Source organism: Chryseobacterium paridis, assembly GCF_016595215.1.
Taxonomy (GTDB): Bacteria; Bacteroidota; Bacteroidia; order Flavobacteriales; family Weeksellaceae; genus Chryseobacterium; species Chryseobacterium paridis.
Genome location: NZ_JAENHK010000010.1, coordinates 687,023 through 705,272, shown reverse-complemented (window position 1 = coordinate 705,272; position 18,250 = coordinate 687,023). Strand labels below are relative to the sequence as shown.

Here is an 18,250-nt window from a genome sequence, read left to right as displayed (position 1 = left end):
AAAGGCATTAGATTATTTCGAATGGATTATAACCAGGTATTGAATTTTTTGATAAACCAGTTTTTCACCCATTGCGTAAGCAGACAATAGCAAGTGAGTATCCCTAATAACCACGGGAAATAGCTTAGCGGTAATGGCTGCATTTTTAAAGCTGTTGCAAAAGGTGAAAATGGCAAAAAGATTCCTATGATCATAATCAATGACGTTAAAGCGACCACCGGGGTTGTTGCCCAACTTTGTATAAAAGGAATTTTTCTGGTTCTGATCATATGTATAATTAGTGTTTGTGAAAGCAATCCTTCAACAAACCATCCACTTTGGAATAAAGTCTGATGCTCAACGGTATTGGCTTTAAATATAAAGTACATCACTGCAAACGTGGCAAAATCAAATATGGAGCTAATAGGTCCTATGAAGAACATAAACTTGGCAACTCCTCCTGCATCCCACTTTTTTGGTGTTTCTAAGAAATCTTCATCCATTCTGTCCCAGGGAATAGAAATTTGCGAAATGTCATATAGAAGATTCTGAATCAGCAAATGCACAGGAAGCATTGGGAGAAATGGCAAAAATGCACTGGCTCCAAGCATACTGAACATATTTCCAAAGTTACTGCTTGCGGTCATTTTAATATACTTAATGATATTCCCAAAGGTTCTTCTGCCATAGATTACTCCTTTTCTGAGAACCATAAGATCCTTTTCAAGAAGGATGATATCGGCACTTTCTTTAGCTACATCTACTGCAGTATCTACGCTGATGCCTACATCTGATTCTTTGAGTGCTGCAGCATCATTAATTCCATCACCCATAAAACCTACGGTGTGACCCTGGCTGCGCAGAATTTTCACTACTCTTACTTTTTGTAATGGATTGAGTTTAGCAAATACAGAAACAGAACCCATACGTTCTGCTAAAACATCATCAGGTATTTCATCAAGGTCTTTTCCATTAATGATATGATGAACTGGGATTCCTACATCTTTACAGATCTTACGGGTAACAATTTCATTGTCTCCTGTAAGCACTTTTACGCTTACTCCCAATTTATGTAAAGCTTCTATCGCAGGCTGAGCAGATGGTTTTGCAGGATCAAGGAAACCAATAAAGCCAGTTAGAGTCAAGTCTTTTTCACTTTCTAATGTGTAGGTAAGAGGATGTGAAGCATCAAACTCTCTGATGGCAACCAGAATCACCCGTAGCCCTTCCTCATTCATTTTTTTTGACGTTCTCAGTACGATCTTACGCATGGCATCATCCATGGGAACGGCTTTATCATTTTCAATGTGAATATTTCTGTTGTCTCCCGGATCAAAAGTTTTGCTGCATAATTCCAGCATTTCTTCCACTGCTCCTTTACAGATAAGCAGATGATTTCCATTTCGCATTTTGAGAATAACAGACATTCTGCGGCGCTGAAAATCAAAAGGGATCTCATCTATTTTAAGGTACTGCTCTTCTACTTTAAGATAATCATGAAGTTCAACATGCTCAAGAACGGCTTTGTCTAAGAGATTTTTTAATCCTGTCTGATGGTAGCTGTTCAGATAAGCCCATTTCAATACCTCGTCGTCCTCTATTCCATGTACATTCAGGTGTTTTTCCAGAACTATCTTATCGAGTGTAAGGGTTCCTGTTTTATCGGTACAAAGAATATCCATTGCTCCGATATTCTGGATGGAATTGAGTCTTTTTACAATTACTTTACGCTTGCTCATATTCACTGCCCCTTTCGCCAGGTTAGCAGTAACGATCATGGGTAGCATTTCGGGAGTTAATCCGACTGCCACTGCAATGGCAAATAATAGAGCTTCCAGCCAGTTTCCTTTGATAAGACCGTTTACTAAAAATATCACAGGAACCATCACCAGCATAAAACGGATCAATAAAAAACTAACTTTATTAATTCCTTTATCAAAACTGGTTTCTGGGCGTTCTCCGGTAATTGATTTACTGATGCTTCCAAAGTAAGTATACCCTCCGGTAACAACAATGACCGCAGTAGCAGAACCACTAACGACATTGGTTCCCATAAAGCAAAGGTTATTCAGCTCGATGACCTGTTTGCCTTCTGCATTACGTATGGGAAGATGATTTTTTTCTACAGGTAACGCTTCACCCGTAAGCATGCTCTCACTTACAAAAAGATCTTTACTCATCGTAATTCTACAATCTGCGGGAATCATATCCCCTGCAGACAGATAAATAATATCTCCGGGAACAAGTTCGCTGATGGGAACTTCCTGTTTACCATCGAATTTTCTAAGAACAGTAGCGGTAGTTTTTACCATACTTTTTAGCTTCTCGGCGGCGTTATTACTTCTATATTCCTGTATGAAACGCAATAATGTACTGATCAGGATCATAATTGAAACAACAATAACTGTTTTGAAATCACGATCTGATGCAGGGGGAAGCCACACATCGATGATAAATGAAACTGAGGCAATTGCCAGTAGTATATAGATGAAAGGATTGGCAAATGCTTTCAGCAATTGTATATACCATTTGGGAGCTTTCTGATTTTGGATTTCATTATGGCCAAACCTTGTTCTACGTTCGTCAGCCATTATTTTTGTAATACCTTCATCACTGGTTTCGAGCATAGCATACACAAATTTATCATCCTGGCTGGATGCATTCTGCAGCTTGGTGATGGTTCCTACATTCATTCCATCGGAATTAATGATTGAATGGAACGGGTTTTTGATTTTTTCTTTTAGCTTAATCATGACACCGTTTTTTGTTTATTGTTGTAAAGGATCAGAATAACCTGCATCATGGAAGCTGATGCGTTATTTTAATTGATAGAAATCTCTTGGTAGATTCTGAATATTGTATTTTCGAAGATTATAGCTCTGATTGAGTACCAATAATCTCCCAACTGACCTTATGGACCTTTTCTTCGATCGTAAGGCGACTGGCAGTTCTTTCTATGAGACTGTCCTGAGGTGTTGCGGTTACAATAACTGCTGTGATAATAACCTTGTCTTCAATATCATCACTGGATAAAGATTTTAACAATAGTTTTTCATCATTTCCCAACATCTGCATTAGAAGAACACGGATATGATTTTCCACATCAGCAGTACATTTGATGGTAAAGAGATAGTCGGTTTGTACATTCCCGGATTTTACGAAAGTGAATCTGTTTAAACGGATACCAATAGGACGAAGAATAATATGAGTAAACATTACTGTAATGGTCACTACCGTGGCTTCCATTTGAAGACCCATTCCGCTTAAAGCTCCTACTGCGGCTGAGCACCATATTGTAGCAGCGGTATTGAGTCCCTGTACATTGAGTCCATCTTTCATGATCACTCCGGCACCGAGAAAACCTATACCGCTCACAATATAGGAAGCAATTCTTCCGGTAGCATCACCACCGATTTTGATAGAAAGAAGAATAAAGGCTGTCGCTCCAAGTGAAACTAAGGTATTGGTACGCAACCCCGCACTTTTCTGACGCCAATGTCTTTCGATACCGATGGCGGAACCTAATAGCATTCCGCTTAAAAGTCTGATTGTAAATTCCAATAGTCCCATGATTCCTCTTCTTTTATTTGATGGCACAAAGGTCTTTACAATCGGCCATAAACACGGTTAGAGAACCAGTAGAAAAAAATTAGAATTTTATTAGAAAAATTATAAATGAGGTAATTCCACAGTGAAAGTAGTTCCTGCGTTTTTTTGTGAAGATACATTGATCGTTCCTTTATGAAGATCAACAATTTTTTTGGTTAGAGGAAGTCCTATCCCATTACCATCTGCAAATTCTTTATTTTCACCCCGATGAAAAGGAGCAAAAATAAAATTCATATCCTTTTCCGAAATCCCAATTCCAAGATCGGAAAATACAAGAATCACATTATCATTGCTGAAAAGTATAGAAACGGTACTTTTATGATCATCTGAAAATTTGCATCCATTTTCAAGTAGATTTACAAATGCTACTTTTAAAAGATATTCGTTACCATTGACGGAAATTTGGTTTTCATCATCAATATCGGTTTTGAAATTAAGATCAATTTTATAATCATAATTGTAATTTTGAACCTGTTGACGAGCGTCCAGTAATATTTCATCAATCCGTACTGGTTTGAATGATATTTCAGTGGGGTCATAACTGGCTTTAGCAAAATCCAGTAAACTGTTGGATAAACGAACAAGCTTTTTGGAATCGTCCAGAACATTATTGATCACAACTTTGTATTCATCGTTGCTTCTGTCTTTATTAATGGAGAGCTCAAGTTCGGTAATTATAGCTGCCAAGGGTGTCCTCAATTCATGGGAAATATTGGAAACGAAACTTTTCTGAGCATCAAAAGAACTTTCGAGACGATCCAGCATATTGTTGAATGTAATAGCCAGCTGTGATAATTCATCTTTATTTCCACCTGTTTCCAGACGAAGATCCAGATTGGTTGCTGTAATATTTCTTGCTTTTTCAGTCATTTCATTGACTGGCTGAAAGGCTTTTCTTGAGAATATTCTTCCAGCGATAAATATGATGATAACCGAAATGATAAATACAATAACAATAGTTTTCAGTAGGTTATTGATCTTGCTATATCCATACTGATCATACGCTGCTGCTGTAACAAGATATTTTTGACCCTGATACGGATACACCACTCCTATTACCTGCCAGTCATCCTGATAGAAATTTATATTGCTTTTAGAATTAATATCATTAAGCATTTTAGGAGTTTCTTTAACGAAATCAATATCTACGGCATCATGATATAAAAGTTGATGATCTGTATTGTAAATTGCTACTTCTACTTCATTTAAAGTCTTGCGGTTGTTATGATAGATTTCCTGTAGGGTACGTTTATCTACTTTTGCATTTAGAAATAGATTGGCTTTTGTATAAGCTTCTTTTTTTAAGAGCGCATAAAACTCCGTTTCACGGCTTTTGGTAGCAGAAAAATAAATCACAAATGCAAAAACCAACAAAATAGTTGCTGTAATGATTGTGAATAATATGGTAAGCCGTGTTTTGATTTGCATTACTCCAATTTAAGGATAAATCCCATACCAGACTTGGTATGAATGAGTTTTTGATCAAAATCTTTGTCTATCTTCTTTCGGAGGTAGTTGATATAGACATCTATAAAGTTGGTTCCCGTATCGAAATGGGTATCCCAGACTTTTTCTGCAATTTCTACACGAGATAAAACCCTGTCTGGATTTTGCATCATATATTCAAGCAGTTTAAACTCTTTCGGAGTGAGGTTAATATCTTTTGTATCCCTTTTTACAATCTTGGTATGAAGATTCATTTCCAAATCTGCATATCGTAAAATGAATCCCATATTTTGAGTTGCCTTACTGTTTCTTTTTAATAAAGCCCTGATGCGTACCAACAATTCTCTCATTTCAAATGGCTTTACAAGGTAATCGTCCGCACCTGCATCAAAACCTTCTACTTTGTCATCCGTTGTTCCCAAAGCGGTAAGCATAATGATGGCTAAGTCAGGTTTGATCTGGCGAACTTCTCTGCAAAGGTCAATACCATCCATTTTAGGAAGGACTATATCCGTAATGACCAGGTCATATTCATTTTGTAGTGCCAATTTCTTTCCGGAAAGCCCGTCATAAGCCAACGTTACTATAAAACCCTGCTCCTCTAACCCTCTTTGGGTAAGCTGAGCTACTCTTAGGTCGTCTTCTATGATTAGGATGTTCATAATTGCAAGATGTCAAATAGGATTTTGGTAAATGAAAATATTTTAGTCAGAATACTCTTTTAGAAGTTCTCTGTAGCTCATTAAAACAGTAGATTTTGAGATAAACCCGATAAACCGGTTATGTACATCTACAACAGGCAAATTCCATACACCGGTTTCATCAAATATCTGAATGATCTTTAATGGCTCATCTTCAGGGTGAATAACGGCAGGCGGAGCTTTCATCAGCTGTTGAATAGTTAATGATGCATCTTTATCTCTGTTAAAAAGTAATGGGCGGATATCGTCTAAGGTCAAAATTCCACTCAACATTTTTTCATCGTTTACAATTGCAAATATATTCTTATTGCCATTTTTTATCAATTCATACAGATCATTGATAGGAGCATCATACTTAATAGTTTGAGATTCCCAGTCAATCAACTCTTTTGTCCGAAGAGAAGACACCAGGTTTTTGTCATGCTCATGTGTAAATATTTTCCCTTCATCGGCCATGTTTTTTAATTCAGGAGATATAGGAGAAAACCATTTTGCCATTAAATAAGACATCACGGAAACGATCATTAGCGGAATAAATAAATCATATCCGAAACTCGATTCAGCAATAAGGAAAATAGCCGTAAGAGGTGCATACAATACTCCACTCATCGCTCCAGCCATGCCTACCAATACCAGATTAGTCACCGGTACATCTTCAAATCCGATCTGTTGACAAATCATGGCAAAAAGAAAACCTACCGTACCACCAGCAAATAATGAAGGGGCAAAGTTTCCTCCATTTCCGCCACTAAAAATTGTAATAGACGTAGCAAAAGCTTTTAACAGACATATCAGAACCAGAAAAATAATAACAGTCCAGTTCCCTATTTCAAAGTATCTGAAAAGGCTGTTTTCGATAATAAAATGGGTATTGCCATTGGTGAAGTCTTTTACGGTTTCATATCCTTCTCCAAATAATGGTGGAAATAATACACAAAGTAAAGACAGCGCAGCTCCTCCGATCATTGCTTTACGCATTCGGGAGACTTTAAGCTCTTTGATAAAATGTTCTACTTTTTGAGAAATAACTACAAAATATCGGGCATATAAACCCGTTACAATTCCTAATATCAGATAATAGGGAACGTTATGATAATTAAAAGATTCTCTGGCATGAAACCTGAAAAGAATATCTTCCTGAAGTAGTATTCGTGATAAAAGACTGCCGCAAACTGCCGCAACGACTAAAGGAATAAAGTCTGAGAAAACAACTCCAGTCAATAATATTTCAAAGGCAAACATGACTCCTGCGATCGGAGCATTAAAGGCAGATGCAATACCAGCAGTGGCACCAGCTGCCAAAAGCAAGGTCCTTTCTTTATATCCTAATCTATATGTCTGGGCATAATTGGATCCAATGGCAGCACCTGTAACGGCTATCGGGCTTTCCAGTCCGGCTGATCCTCCAAGTCCGACAGTAATGGCACTTTGAACAATCTGTGAGTACATTTTTACCGAAGATACAATACTTGAGTTTTGGGCAATTTCATACAGAATAGCGCCAATTCCTTTTCTGTCCTGACCTTTAAATATAGTCAACACAATGCTGGTCGTCAGTACAATTCCCAGAAAAGGAAAAACAATATAGAAAAGCATCTGGTATTCAAAATGAACTTTATTGACAATAAAATAATGGATGGTATGAACCAATGTTTTAAGGATCACCCCTGCAAGTCCGGCTGTACATCCTACCAGGATACCCGAGAGAATAAGAAATTGACTACGGCTCAACCTGTTGCTCAGCCAATGAAGAATAAGTTCATAGCTTCGCACTTTTTCGAGACCATATTTTTGAAAATCTCTTTTAAATTTAAGAAAACTGAGATATTTTCTTTTATTGTGAATATTCACGGGTGCTGGGTTATTTGATTATTTTTTACAAATATCCTTCCATTATTTTATACAGATAAACCATATAAAAAAGGAAACTAATGTTATAAAAAGGATTAATGATTAACGAATTTTTCACAGCTTTTTAAAAACTGATCCAAAGAATAACCAAATATAAGGAAAAAAGAACACTTATTTTTTTGTCATCTCTGATTTTCAAATCATATGAAGCGTAAAATAGTGTTCATTTAGTTCAGAATAAAGAGTTTAAAGCATTCTTAAGGATTATTTCTTATGCTTTTTGTTAATTGGGAAGGAGCTAAGTTTTATGAAGGATTCTTTTTTTTAGCTGTAAGAAGTCTGGGATTTTTATTTCCCACAGATTTCACTGATTACGCGGATGTTCGTGTTATAAAAATTTGTGTAAACTGCTTGATATGAGAGAGAAAAATTCTTTAATACAAGGAATTAACGTTTTAAAGAATAAAGAATCAGAGATTTTTTATTTCCTACAGACCTCACTGATTACGCAGATGTTCGTGTTATAAAAATCTGCGTAATCTGCTCGATCTGCGAGAGAAAAATTCTTTAATGCAAGGAATAATGTTTTAAAGAATAAAGAATCAGAGATTTTTTATTCCCCACAGATCTCATCGATTAAGCAGATGTGTGTGTATTAAATCTGTGTAATCTGTGCGATCTGTGAGAGATAATTTTTTTAAACAAAGTTTTCTAGAATGACATCGTTCTAAGATCAATACGAAAACTATTGGGTTGCACCACCGTTTATTAATAAATGCTGTCCATTAATAAAGGATGATAGATCGCTTGCAAAAAATTCTGCTGCATTGGCAACATCCTCCACTTCTGCCAGCCTTCCCATCGGGCAACTGTCTATCAATGATTTTCTCAATTCCGGATAGCTGTTTTCTTCAGCAAAAATACCGGAGTGATCTACCGCAAAAGGAATAATAGAATTAACCGTTACTCCTCGGTGTCCAATTTCTTTTGAAAGGACATCTACCATGTACCGAGGTGTTGTTTTACTTCCTCCATACACTGCCATTCCGGGAACCGGAAAAGATGTAGTACTGGAAGCAATATAAATGATACGGCCATTATCTTCTACATTTTTTGCGGCCTGCTGCATTGTAAAATAAGCTCCTTTGGTATTGATACTGAATAGTCTGTCAAACTGCTCTTCAGTAAACGCGGTCACTGGTGTTTCCACCATTTCTATTCCTGCATTGGCAACAACTATATCTATCTTTCCAAAAGCATTTTTAGCTTCATTAAAAAGTCTTTCTATATCAGCCACTTTACTTACGTCTGCCTGTACTGCGATTACGCCTACGTTCATGGCTTTAATATTGGAGACCACTTCATCTGCTGAAGATTTGTCTTTAGAATAATTGATAATAATATTTGCTCCCAGAGCAGCATAACGCTCTGCAATAGCTTTACCTAATCCTCGGGCAGAGCCTGTTATTAAGGCTGTTTTGCCATGTAAATTGTTGTTCATTTTATTTTTTTTATGTATTAATGTAAAAAGTATTCATGTATTTATGAGAAATTGAAAGTGGAAAGTTGAAAATGGAGAGATTAGAAGTTATGTATCAGTAGACTTATTAACTCTAAGACCCTAAAACTCTGATACCCTCAAACTCGCATCGCGCATCCCGAAACTTTCAACTCTCAACTTTCCACTTTCAATTAACTAAGCCATTCCCCCATTCACCCCAATATTCTGTGCATTGATCCATTTGGCTTCATTGCTGGCAAGAAATACCACAACATTTGCAATATCATCTGTTTCTGCAATTCTTCCAAAAGGGTTTAATGATGCCAGCCTGTCAATTACTTCCTTAGGTTTTCCGTTAAGGAAAAGTGCAGTTGCTGTAGGTCCGGGAGAAACTGAATTGACATTAATTCCTCTGTTTCCAACTTCTCTTGAGAAAACCCTGGTTAACTGTTCTACGGCAGATTTTGTTGCCACATAGGTCGCATATCCTGGTAACATTAAACGGTTGACAGAAGTGGAGAAATTGATAATAGTTCCATTATCGTCTAATCTGGTAGCAGCTTCTCTAAGTGTATTGAATACGCCTTTTACATTGATATTAAACTGGCGGTCAAACTCTTCGTCTGTAGTTTCCTGGATCGTTTTTGTAATCATGATTCCGGCATTGTTTACCAATACATCTATTCTTCCAAAATGTGCAATAGCCTGGTCGAAAAGTGATTGTACATCTGCTGTTTTACTGACGTCTGCCTGTACAGCGATAGCTTCTCCTCCTTTTTCTTTAATTGAGCTTACCACATCATCTGCTTCAGCCTTACTTCCTGCATAGTTTACAATGACTTTGGCATTAGCTTCTCCTAATTTTTTTGCTACTTCAGCTCCTATTCCTTTTGAAGCTCCTGTAACTAATACTACTTTTTCTGATAAATTGTTCATGTCTTTTTGGATGTTTTAATTTTATAAGACAAAGGTAGAATGACGACAAGAGGTATTGGTTGCAAATAATAAAGCATTATTTGCAAATTTCAAATGTGGCGAAAAAGATGTTATATGTTTTTTTTCAACTCCCTTCTGTATTGAACAGGTGTAGTATGGGTATGCTTCTTAAAGTAATTACTGAAGTGTGCTGTTTCGGAAAAACCTAGTTTATAAGTGATTTCCTTAATGGAGATGGAGGAATTTTTTAATAGGGATTTGGCTTCAGAAATTGTCTTTTCTGCAATCCATGTGGCAATAGGTTTTCCTGTTTTAGTTTTGATGACAGAACTTAAGTAGTTGGGATGAAGATTTTGTGCATTGGCATAATCCTGCACCCTGAAGACTGTTTCTATTTTATTAGAACTTAAATCCCGGTAGTGTTTTTCCAAAAGTTGTTTAAAAGATTTTACGATTTGTGAACTTCGGTTCCCTTCATATATAGGATCATAATCCTGCCAGAAATATTCTTTGATTTTATAAAACAAAACGGCCAGCAGATGACCAATAATTTTATATTTTTCAGGAGAATTACTTGTATATTCGGATTGGATCTGAAGATAAATATATTCTGCCTTGTGATAGAACTCATCAGTCACCATTTTAGGCTTAATCTTCTCTGTTAATAGAAAAGGAAAGTCATCAAAAATTTCTTTACTGATGTATTTCTTTAAAAAAGTTTCATCAAATGTTATGAGGTAGATTTCTTCAATTTTGTCCCAACCAAAGGTTCTGTAGTTACTGGGGTTGGTAAAATAAACAGAATGTGGTTTTACTTCAAATGTATGCTCATCAATGGTATAATGTCCTATTCCATCTTTAATAAAAAGGAAAGAAAAGAAATTGGGGCGGTAAGAAGTTGACTGATAAGGAAGTTTAAAACCAATATCTTTTAAATTAAAAATGGAAAACCCTTCAGCAGCGTCAATAAGATTTACTGAAAGGTTAAGGTGATTGTATAATTCCAATAATGAATTGGATTCAAAATTGAGATCTTCCATTGCAAATTTATCTAGTAGTCCACTCTTCTTGTAATAATGCATAAATTACATCATCTACCCAGATTCCATTAAGGTATAAACTTTTAATAAAATGTCCCTCTTTTCTAAAGCCGATACGCTCCATTAGCATCATTGAACTAGCATTATCAGGATCGATAGATGCAGTTATTCTATGTTTTTTCAGTTCTTTAAACATCAGTTCAATTAAACCTGTCAATGCCTCTGATGCATATCCTTTATGATGGTGTTTTTTGTTCAAAGTAATTCCAAATTCTACCTGTTTACTTGCACTGTCAATGAAATGGACACCAATATCTCCAATAACTTCTTCTGTCATTTTATCGGTGATTAACAATTGATACCAGCTTTCGGGTTGATTGAACTCTTTGGAGTTATTAAGAATAAAAGTTTCAACTTCTTCTAATGTTTTTGGAATCCAGCTTTGAAATTGATTGGTTTCAGCATCTGAGCGGTATTCGAAAATTGCTTCTTTGTCATTCACGTCAAGATCCCGAAGTACTAACCTTTCTGTTTCAAGAGTCATTGTAATAATTTTTATAGAGGCTAATTTAAGTGTTTAATGGAGGAAAATCAATATCCATGAGAAAAAATTGAAAGTCTAAATTTCGAATACGCAGAATCAAATATTTACTTCTTCTCCATCATTGAGGATGAAACATTGATCCTGCAAATTGTTTTCTTTTATTTTTTTTCGGGTAAATTTTCTATCTTCCTTACAATGACTTACCGTCTCAAGGTGGGTTATCCAGACAGAAGCTTTCGGAGCATAACGACAGGTGTTGATAATATCTTTCGTATTCATAATGATTGGATCACCAACGTTGAAAGTGGCAGCACCTCCTGCAACGATAATATTTTGGGGTTGGTATGTATTAATCGCTTCTGCAACTTCAGAACACCAGATGCTGTCGCCCACAATGTAAGTTGTCTTATCTGCAGATTTAAATATAAAACCATTAACAAGCCCCATCTTTTCGCCAATTTCACCTGTTCCATGACGTCCTTTGGTCAATGAAATATCAATGGCATTCCAGGTGATTTTTTCCTCAATGGGTATAGTATTTTTAAATCCATATTGAGAAATCTGTTCTGCTATAACCGATGAACAAAAAACAGGTATATTTTTATCTAATAATTCGATTGCCTTCACATCCCAATGATCAGGGTGAAGATGTGATACAGCAACAGCATCTACTTTTTTTAATTTTTCCAATAGTGTTTGATTGTCAAATGGAAGGTCAACCAACGGATTTAACAATTCATTGTCTGTCATTGGAAAAATTCCAAGGGAGCCTTTTTCGCCAAGCATAGGATCAACCAGTATACGAGTATTATTCACAATAAGTACAAGTGTTGCATTACGCCAGAATTCTATTTTCATTGTTTTGAAATTTTACTTTACAAAGCTATGGGACACAGGTGCTTTAATAATGGATGGTTACAAAAAGGTAATCTTATTTTATAGAAATTGAGGAGTGAAATGCTTTTTTGAATTTATTTTTTATTAATTCACGACATTTGTTTCACCATAAAAAGTGTTTATGAATTTTGAGGAGTTTAAAAACTGCGGTTTAAGAAGAAGTTTAGATATGATTTCCGGGAAGTGGAAACCATTAATTTTATTTTATCTTTTTCAGAAAAAAGAAGTCCGGTTTGCAGAGCTTTGGCGGATCATTCCGAGGGTTTCAAAAAAAGTGCTGTCCGAGCAATTGAAACAGCTTGAAGAAGATCACATTATTCAACGGGTTGAAGTATATAATTTCCCACCGGAGGTTTATTATCATCTTACAGATAACGCTTTGAAATTAGGCCCCATTCTTGAAGCTTTGGATGCGTGGGGAAATAATTCCAGATCGTTGGTGTCTTAAACAACTATAAAATTGAACTTTTGCTAAGAAAATAATTCTATCCAATCTGTGATAAAAAAAATATACTCTCGCTAATTAAACCAATTCAGTAGATTGTATTTTGTGTTTTTTGTTCTGCTTTATTTTTCGTTAATAGCGAGAGTATGGACTATTCCTGTTGTAGAAATAGGTTGATAACTTCAATGATATTTTTATAAATAAAATCAAGCTCTTCAGAAGTAATGCAATAAGGAGGAACCAGATACATCACATTTCCCAATGGACGCATGATGATTCCACGAAGTAAAAACTCATCATACGTTTTCTTTCCTATTTCATTGAAATAAGAAGTCTGCGCCTCTGTTTTTAGTTCCCAGGCGATGATAGTACCCATTTGGCGTACATTTTTTACACCATGATGTTCACGGAGAATCTTTGTGAAATCGGAATGCTGCTCACTTATTCTTCGTATAGCAATCTGTGTATTTTCTTGTAATAAAAGTTCCATACTGGCCAATGCTGCAGTACAAGCTAAAGGATTAGCTGTAAATGAGTGACCATGAAACAATGTTTTATACTTATCATCCGATAAAAAAGCATTGAAAATTTCCTGAGAACAAGTGGTAATACCCATCGGCATCGTTCCACCTGTCAACCCTTTTGAAAAACACATAATGTCTGGTTTTTCCGTCAGGTGATCGGCTGCAAAAAGTTTTCCGGTTCTTCCGAATCCTGTGAAAACTTCATCCTGAATCATTACAATCTCTTTGCTTCTGCAAAATTTCATAAGCTCACTGAGATCTTCCGGTTGATACATCAACATTCCCGCAGCACCCTGTACAAGTGGTTCATAAATAAAACAGGCAATATCATCTGCAAACTGGCTGATTTCTGCTTTTAGAGCATCTATATTTTCAGAATTAGGAGTATCAATGAAAATAACTTCGAAGAGCATTTCTCCAAAAGGCTGAGTCCAGACACTTCTTCCACTAACTGACATTGCCCCGAAAGTGTCTCCATGATAAGCATCTTTAAAAGCCAGTATTTTTGTTTTTGCTTTTCCTTGATTATAAGCATATTGTATACACATCTTTAAAGCAACTTCTACAGCAGTAGATCCATTATCTGAATAGAAAACCTTTTCCTGATTTTCAGGAAGCAATTTTAATAAATTTTCAGAAAGCTGTATTGCCGGTTCGTGGGTAAACCCTGCAAAGATTACTTGCTCTAATGTATTTAACTGATTGAAAACGCGCTGGGCAATATGCGGATTGGCATGTCCATGTAGAGTAACCCACCATGAGGAAACAGCATCAATATATTTTTTACCTTCATTGTCATAAAGATACACCCCTTCCCCTCTGACAATCGGAATTGCATCATCCGCTGTTTTCATCTGCGTATACGGGTGCCAGTTTACAGCCCGGTCTCTTTTTTTTAATTCGTTGTTCATTTTTGTAAAATGTATTAATGAAGAATTGAAAATGGAAAGTTGAAAGTTGAAAGTTCCGGGTTTGAGAGTTTTAGGGGTATAGAGTTATAGCGTTTACTAAATCTTCTATTATCTGATTTCTCACTTCTCATTTTCCACTTTCCACTTTCAATTTTCAACTATTATAAACTGTTCATCCAAACTTCTTCTGCCCTTTTCTTTGGTCTCAGTCCGAGTGTAGTAAGCATTTGCATATCTTCTGAAACGCCTGGATTTGGGGTTACTAGTAAAGTTTCTCTTTCCCCTGTGAAGATAGAATTTGCTCCAGCCATAAAGCACCATGCCTGTTCTGTTTCGTCCATTTCAATTCTTCCGGCACTCAATCGAACCATTGATGAAGGCATTACAATTCTTGCAGTCGCAATCATTCTTACCATTTCCCAGGTGTCTACTTTTGGATTGTTTTCAAGCGGTGTTCCAGGTACTCTTGCTAATGCATTAATAGGAACAGATTCCGGATGTTTTGGCATCGTTGCTAACGTTAATAGCATAGAAATACGATCTCCATTTGTTTCCCCAAGTCCAATAATTCCTCCTGAACAAACGGTAATTCCTGCTTTCCGAACATTATTGATGGTATTGATTCTGTTATCGAATGTACGGGTGGAGATAATTTCCTCATAGTATTGTTCAGAGGTATCTAAGTTGTGATTATAAGCATATAACCCTGCTTCCTCAAGACGTATGGCCTGCTCTTCGGTTAACATACCCAATGTGCAACAAACTTCCAGTCCTAATTCATTTACACCTTTTACCATATCAATGACGCGATCAAAATCACGATTGTTACGTACTTCACGCCACGCTGCTGCCATACAGAATCTTGAAGAACCAGAGTCTTTTGCCTTTTGAGCATGTTCAATTACTTTTTCAGTAGGTAATAAGGCCTGTACCTTAATATTGGTGTGATAACGTGCAGCCTGCCCGCAATAAGAGCAGTCTTCAACACATCCTCCTGTTTTTATAGATAATAAAGTAGAAATCTGTATCTCTTCAGGATTATGCCATTCACGATGTACAGTAGCCGCCTGATAAATAAGACTCATTAAAGGCTGATTAAATATTTCTTCTATTTCCTGCTTGGTCCAATCATTCCTAAGTTTTGTTTTTTTATCCATTTTTAGTTTTTTAAATTGTTTGCAATAGCTTTTATTTTTTCTTTTGTAATTAAATCAATATCAGGTATCCTGATGATTTTTGTCTTTTCTTCAATGTAATTAAGAATGACACGTTCTGTATCTATAGGAAAAGTTCCATTAAGAATTAGGCATTCCAATAAAAGCCCTCTTTCTTTTAAGGCCATTATTGATAATAAAGTATGGTTGATGCAGCCAAGATAGTTCCTGACTACAAGAGCAACAGGAAGTTTTAACTTTTCTATAAGCTCGATCATAAATTCGGTATCAGATAAAGGAACCATTAATCCCCCCGCTCCTTCTACCATCAATGAATTTGAAGTTTCCGGTAATTGAAAATCATCCACTCTGATAAGCTTTCCCTCCTCTGCCGCTGATTGATGGGGTGATGCAGCCAATTGAAAACGGTGCGTTTCCGGATGACAATATACCTCATGATCAACCCAATCTTTAATTTTCATACTGTCAGAGTAATGAAGATCCCCTGATTGTACTGGTTTCCAATAATCTGCTTTAAAATATTGGGTTAAGATGGCTGAGCAAACAGTTTTTCCTATTTCGGTTCCTATTCCGGTGATAAATAATTTCATGTGTTTAATGTGTTAATGGCAAAAAGGCGAAATCGATGAATGGCGAAATCGCAAAATTGTGGATTTGTAAAATCGCTAAGGAGGTACAAGGTTTTTATTCACTGTTTCTTTCTTTCTTTCTTTCTTTCTTTCTTTCTTTCTTTATGGTTTTAAGCTGCTCACTTTTATATTTTGGGCATTAATTCTTTTTCTACGATTTCACGATTCTTCAATTTAGCGATTTCACCTTTATGCAATTTTGCAAATCAGCTATTTCGCCTTTTCGCCCTTTTGCCTTTCTGTCTTTCCTCCTTTCCGCAATTTTACAAATCACCGATTTCACGATTTTACATATAAATAGCCTCTTTAATCGTCCTAACCAGTTCCATAATCTCCTCTCCTGTATTAAAGCTATGAAGACAGATACGGAGTCTTTCCGTTCCTTCCTTTACGGTTGGACTGTAGATCGCATAGGTGAGTATGCCTTTTTCAGATAATGTTTGTTGTAATGCTTTCAATTGTTGATTATCAGGTATGAGAATAGCTTGTATTGGACTGTCCTCTGAGGAAGGAGTCTTAAGGCCCTGGGTTCTCAAAAAATTAATATTGTGTTTTAATTTTTCAGGTAATTGAGGATGGATCTTAAGGAAATCGTATCCGGTTTTTATAGACATCCATTGTACATCCTGAGCAGAGGTGGTGTAAATAAAAGGAGATGCAAAATTGATGAGATAATCTCTAACCAGATGACTGGTTAAAATTGCTGCTCCATGAGCTCCAAGCGCTTTTCCATAGGTAATGACAGTTGCAAAAATCTTATCCTGTAATTGATATTTTGCCACCAATCCGTATCCGAAAACTCCAAAAGCATGCGCTTCATCAACGATAAGATGAGCATCATATCGATAGGCCAATTCAGCTATTTCTTCTATTGGAGCAAAATCTCCTTCCATCGAATAAAGACTTTCTATACCAATATAACAGCCCCTTCCCTGTCTTTCAAGCTTTTCTTCTAAATCTTTAAGATTATTATGTTTGAATTTTATCTTTTTTGCATGGGATAAGGTGCAGGCATCATGTACTGATCTGTGAATCTGTTCATCCACTATAATTGTATCATTTCTTCCTGGTAGTGTCGAAAATAAAGCCAGATTTGCGTTATATCCGGAAGGAAAAAGCAACGCTGATGCATATTGATGTTGCCGTGCAATATATTCCTCCGTCTCGGTAGCTACAAAACTGTTTCCACTGATCAGTCTTGATCCGGTACTTCCGGATAATAGTGCGGGGTTATTTGTAATTTCTTGAAGTATCTTTTGCTGAAATTCCTTATTTCCTGATAAACCAAGGTAGTCATTGGAGTAAAAGTCAATCCCTTCAGATTTACTTCGTAAAGATCTGAAAGTCCCATTTTCTTTTCTCCTATCTAATGCCTTTTGCAAATGACTTAATTGACTGGAAGACATCATTTAGTTAAGCTGTGCTACTTCCTGTGAAATAGAAGTGATCCACTGATCGTGAAGTGCGTGCTCAATTTTCAGTATTTCATCAGCATGAAATTGCCAGTCCTCTGAAAATTCATTCAGCTGGTTGATCATCTCTTCTAAATGTCCTTCTTCTTCCAAGATAATAGATTTTACCATTATTTTAGAAGATTCTTTGGTCAGAATATCCTGATATACCGGATACAATTCATCTGCACGTACTTCAATAGCATACGTTACGAAAAGGTAAGCTGCATATTTAAGTTCCTCTTTGTTTAGGGTGAAGGCCATTTGTAAATACTTACACGCTTTAATGTCTAAAGAATGAAGATATTGCTTAGTTGCTAATGATGCTAACAGTTCCTCTTTTTCATACGTTTTACAAATATCAGGATTAAGCTTACCAATTTGTTTCTTCAGGTAATAGGCATGACGGTGTTCTTCTGCTGCATGTTTCAGTTGGATCTGGCTGACCTGTGTTGGATGCTCGCAGCTGGAGATTTTTCTGGCACCTGCGTTTTCCATAAAAGATAATGTATTCAGCCATTTTGCATGAGTTTCATTATTCTTTACAATGCTTTCTAAAAGATTATAGAATTCCATGTATTTTTATTTTGGATCAAATGTAGTATATTGCC

16 protein-coding genes are annotated in these 18,250 nt (G+C 36.2%); 1 reads left to right on the top strand and 15 read right to left on the bottom strand.

Annotation, left to right across the window (positions count from 1 at the left end; genetic code table 11):
* Positions 1-26 precede the first annotated feature (26 nt).
* The 10 genes from mgtA to JHL15_RS12615 all read right to left on the bottom strand — a co-directional run bounded on the left by mgtA (position 27) and on the right by JHL15_RS12615 (position 12,465).
* Positions 27-2,732: a magnesium-translocating P-type ATPase gene (gene mgtA, locus JHL15_RS12660; RefSeq protein ID WP_234047765.1), complete on the bottom strand. Its 2,706-nt coding sequence runs from the start codon at positions 2,730-2,732 to the stop codon at positions 27-29.
* A 118-nt stretch (positions 2,733-2,850) separates the two neighbouring features.
* On the bottom strand, positions 2,851-3,549 hold the full coding sequence (locus JHL15_RS12655; RefSeq protein WP_200249155.1) for an MgtC/SapB family protein: 699 nt from the start codon (positions 3,547-3,549) through the stop codon (positions 2,851-2,853).
* Between the two features lie 99 nt (positions 3,550-3,648).
* Positions 3,649-5,016 carry a HAMP domain-containing sensor histidine kinase gene (locus tag JHL15_RS12650; RefSeq protein WP_200246222.1) on the bottom strand — a complete coding sequence of 456 codons (1,368 nt, stop codon included), beginning with the start codon at positions 5,014-5,016 and terminating at the stop codon, positions 3,649-3,651.
* Positions 5,016-5,696 (bottom strand): response regulator transcription factor, encoded by a 681-nt coding sequence (locus JHL15_RS12645; RefSeq protein ID WP_200246220.1) that lies wholly within the window; start codon positions 5,694-5,696, stop codon positions 5,016-5,018. The genes JHL15_RS12650 and JHL15_RS12645 overlap by 1 nt, the downstream gene beginning before the upstream one ends.
* Positions 5,697-5,738: 42 nt before the next feature.
* The gene (locus tag JHL15_RS12640; protein ID WP_200246218.1) at positions 5,739-7,586 is read right to left on the bottom strand and encodes a chloride channel protein; all 1,848 of its coding nucleotides are present in this window, start codon (positions 7,584-7,586) and stop codon (positions 5,739-5,741) included.
* A 745-nt stretch (positions 7,587-8,331) separates the two neighbouring features.
* Positions 8,332-9,087, bottom strand: coding sequence for an SDR family oxidoreductase (locus tag JHL15_RS12635; protein WP_200246216.1), 756 nt, complete (start codon positions 9,085-9,087; stop codon positions 8,332-8,334).
* A 195-nt stretch (positions 9,088-9,282) separates the two neighbouring features.
* A complete protein-coding gene (locus JHL15_RS12630) occupies positions 9,283-10,023 on the bottom strand; it encodes an SDR family oxidoreductase (protein ID WP_200246214.1) in 741 nt (246 codons plus the stop codon).
* A gap of 110 nt (positions 10,024-10,133) precedes the next feature.
* The gene (locus JHL15_RS12625; protein ID WP_234047764.1) at positions 10,134-11,105 is read right to left on the bottom strand and encodes a helix-turn-helix domain-containing protein; all 972 of its coding nucleotides are present in this window, start codon (positions 11,103-11,105) and stop codon (positions 10,134-10,136) included.
* Positions 11,071-11,607, bottom strand: a complete 537-nt coding sequence (locus tag JHL15_RS12620; RefSeq protein WP_200246213.1) for a GNAT family N-acetyltransferase — start codon at positions 11,605-11,607, stop codon at positions 11,071-11,073. The genes JHL15_RS12625 and JHL15_RS12620 overlap by 35 nt, the downstream gene beginning before the upstream one ends.
* A gap of 96 nt (positions 11,608-11,703) precedes the next feature.
* Entirely contained in the window at positions 11,704-12,465 is a 762-nt protein-coding gene (locus JHL15_RS12615) for an MBL fold metallo-hydrolase (RefSeq protein WP_200246211.1), read from the bottom strand.
* A gap of 160 nt (positions 12,466-12,625) precedes the next feature.
* On the opposite strand from JHL15_RS12615, the gene JHL15_RS12610 reads away from it, so the two are divergent.
* Positions 12,626-12,952, top strand: coding sequence for a winged helix-turn-helix transcriptional regulator (locus tag JHL15_RS12610; RefSeq protein WP_200246209.1), 327 nt, complete (start codon positions 12,626-12,628; stop codon positions 12,950-12,952).
* A 148-nt stretch (positions 12,953-13,100) separates the two neighbouring features.
* On the opposite strand, the gene bioA is transcribed toward JHL15_RS12610, so the two are convergent.
* From bioA to JHL15_RS12585, 5 genes are all read right to left on the bottom strand, one after another.
* Positions 13,101-14,384, bottom strand: coding sequence for an adenosylmethionine--8-amino-7-oxononanoate transaminase (gene bioA / locus JHL15_RS12605; RefSeq protein WP_200246207.1), 1,284 nt, complete (start codon positions 14,382-14,384; stop codon positions 13,101-13,103).
* 161 nt (positions 14,385-14,545) lie between these two features.
* The gene (gene bioB / locus JHL15_RS12600; RefSeq protein ID WP_200246205.1) at positions 14,546-15,541 is read right to left on the bottom strand and encodes a biotin synthase BioB; all 996 of its coding nucleotides are present in this window, start codon (positions 15,539-15,541) and stop codon (positions 14,546-14,548) included.
* Positions 15,542-15,543: 2 nt separating this feature from the next.
* On the bottom strand, positions 15,544-16,149 hold the full coding sequence (gene bioD, locus JHL15_RS12595; RefSeq protein WP_200246203.1) for a dethiobiotin synthase: 606 nt from the start codon (positions 16,147-16,149) through the stop codon (positions 15,544-15,546).
* A 326-nt stretch (positions 16,150-16,475) separates the two neighbouring features.
* Positions 16,476-17,597, bottom strand: a complete 1,122-nt coding sequence (locus JHL15_RS12590) for an aminotransferase class I/II-fold pyridoxal phosphate-dependent enzyme (RefSeq protein ID WP_234047763.1) — start codon at positions 17,595-17,597, stop codon at positions 16,476-16,478.
* Positions 17,598-18,215 (bottom strand): hypothetical protein, encoded by a 618-nt coding sequence (locus JHL15_RS12585; RefSeq protein WP_200246201.1) that lies wholly within the window; start codon positions 18,213-18,215, stop codon positions 17,598-17,600.
* Between the last annotated feature and the right edge of the window lie 35 nt (positions 18,216-18,250).

Excerpts from the sequence above, each read along its gene's own strand:
- mgtA (WP_234047765.1), bottom strand. The coding sequence starts at position 2,732 with ATGATTAAGCTAAAAGAAAAAATCAAAAACCCGTTCCATTCAATCATT.
- JHL15_RS12655 (WP_200249155.1), bottom strand. The coding sequence starts at position 3,549 with ATGGGACTATTGGAATTTACAATCAGACTTTTAAGCGGAATGCTATTA.
- JHL15_RS12650 (WP_200246222.1), bottom strand. The coding sequence starts at position 5,016 with ATGCAAATCAAAACACGGCTTACCATATTATTCACAATCATTACAGCA.
- JHL15_RS12645 (WP_200246220.1), bottom strand. The coding sequence starts at position 5,696 with ATGAACATCCTAATCATAGAAGACGACCTAAGAGTAGCTCAGCTTACC.
- JHL15_RS12635 (WP_200246216.1), bottom strand. The coding sequence starts at position 9,087 with ATGAACAACAATTTACATGGCAAAACAGCCTTAATAACAGGCTCTGCC.
- JHL15_RS12630 (WP_200246214.1), bottom strand. The coding sequence starts at position 10,023 with ATGAACAATTTATCAGAAAAAGTAGTATTAGTTACAGGAGCTTCAAAA.
- JHL15_RS12625 (WP_234047764.1), bottom strand. The coding sequence starts at position 11,105 with ATGCATTATTACAAGAAGAGTGGACTACTAGATAAATTTGCAATGGAA.
- JHL15_RS12620 (WP_200246213.1), bottom strand. The coding sequence starts at position 11,607 with ATGACTCTTGAAACAGAAAGGTTAGTACTTCGGGATCTTGACGTGAAT.
- JHL15_RS12615 (WP_200246211.1), bottom strand. The coding sequence starts at position 12,465 with ATGAAAATAGAATTCTGGCGTAATGCAACACTTGTACTTATTGTGAAT.
- JHL15_RS12610 (WP_200246209.1), top strand. The coding sequence starts at position 12,626 with ATGAATTTTGAGGAGTTTAAAAACTGCGGTTTAAGAAGAAGTTTAGAT.
- bioA (WP_200246207.1), bottom strand. The coding sequence starts at position 14,384 with ATGAACAACGAATTAAAAAAAAGAGACCGGGCTGTAAACTGGCACCCG.
- bioB (WP_200246205.1), bottom strand. The coding sequence starts at position 15,541 with ATGGATAAAAAAACAAAACTTAGGAATGATTGGACCAAGCAGGAAATA.
- bioD (WP_200246203.1), bottom strand. The coding sequence starts at position 16,149 with ATGAAATTATTTATCACCGGAATAGGAACCGAAATAGGAAAAACTGTT.
- JHL15_RS12590 (WP_234047763.1), bottom strand. The coding sequence starts at position 17,597 with ATGATGTCTTCCAGTCAATTAAGTCATTTGCAAAAGGCATTAGATAGG.
- JHL15_RS12585 (WP_200246201.1), bottom strand. The coding sequence starts at position 18,215 with ATGGAATTCTATAATCTTTTAGAAAGCATTGTAAAGAATAATGAAACT.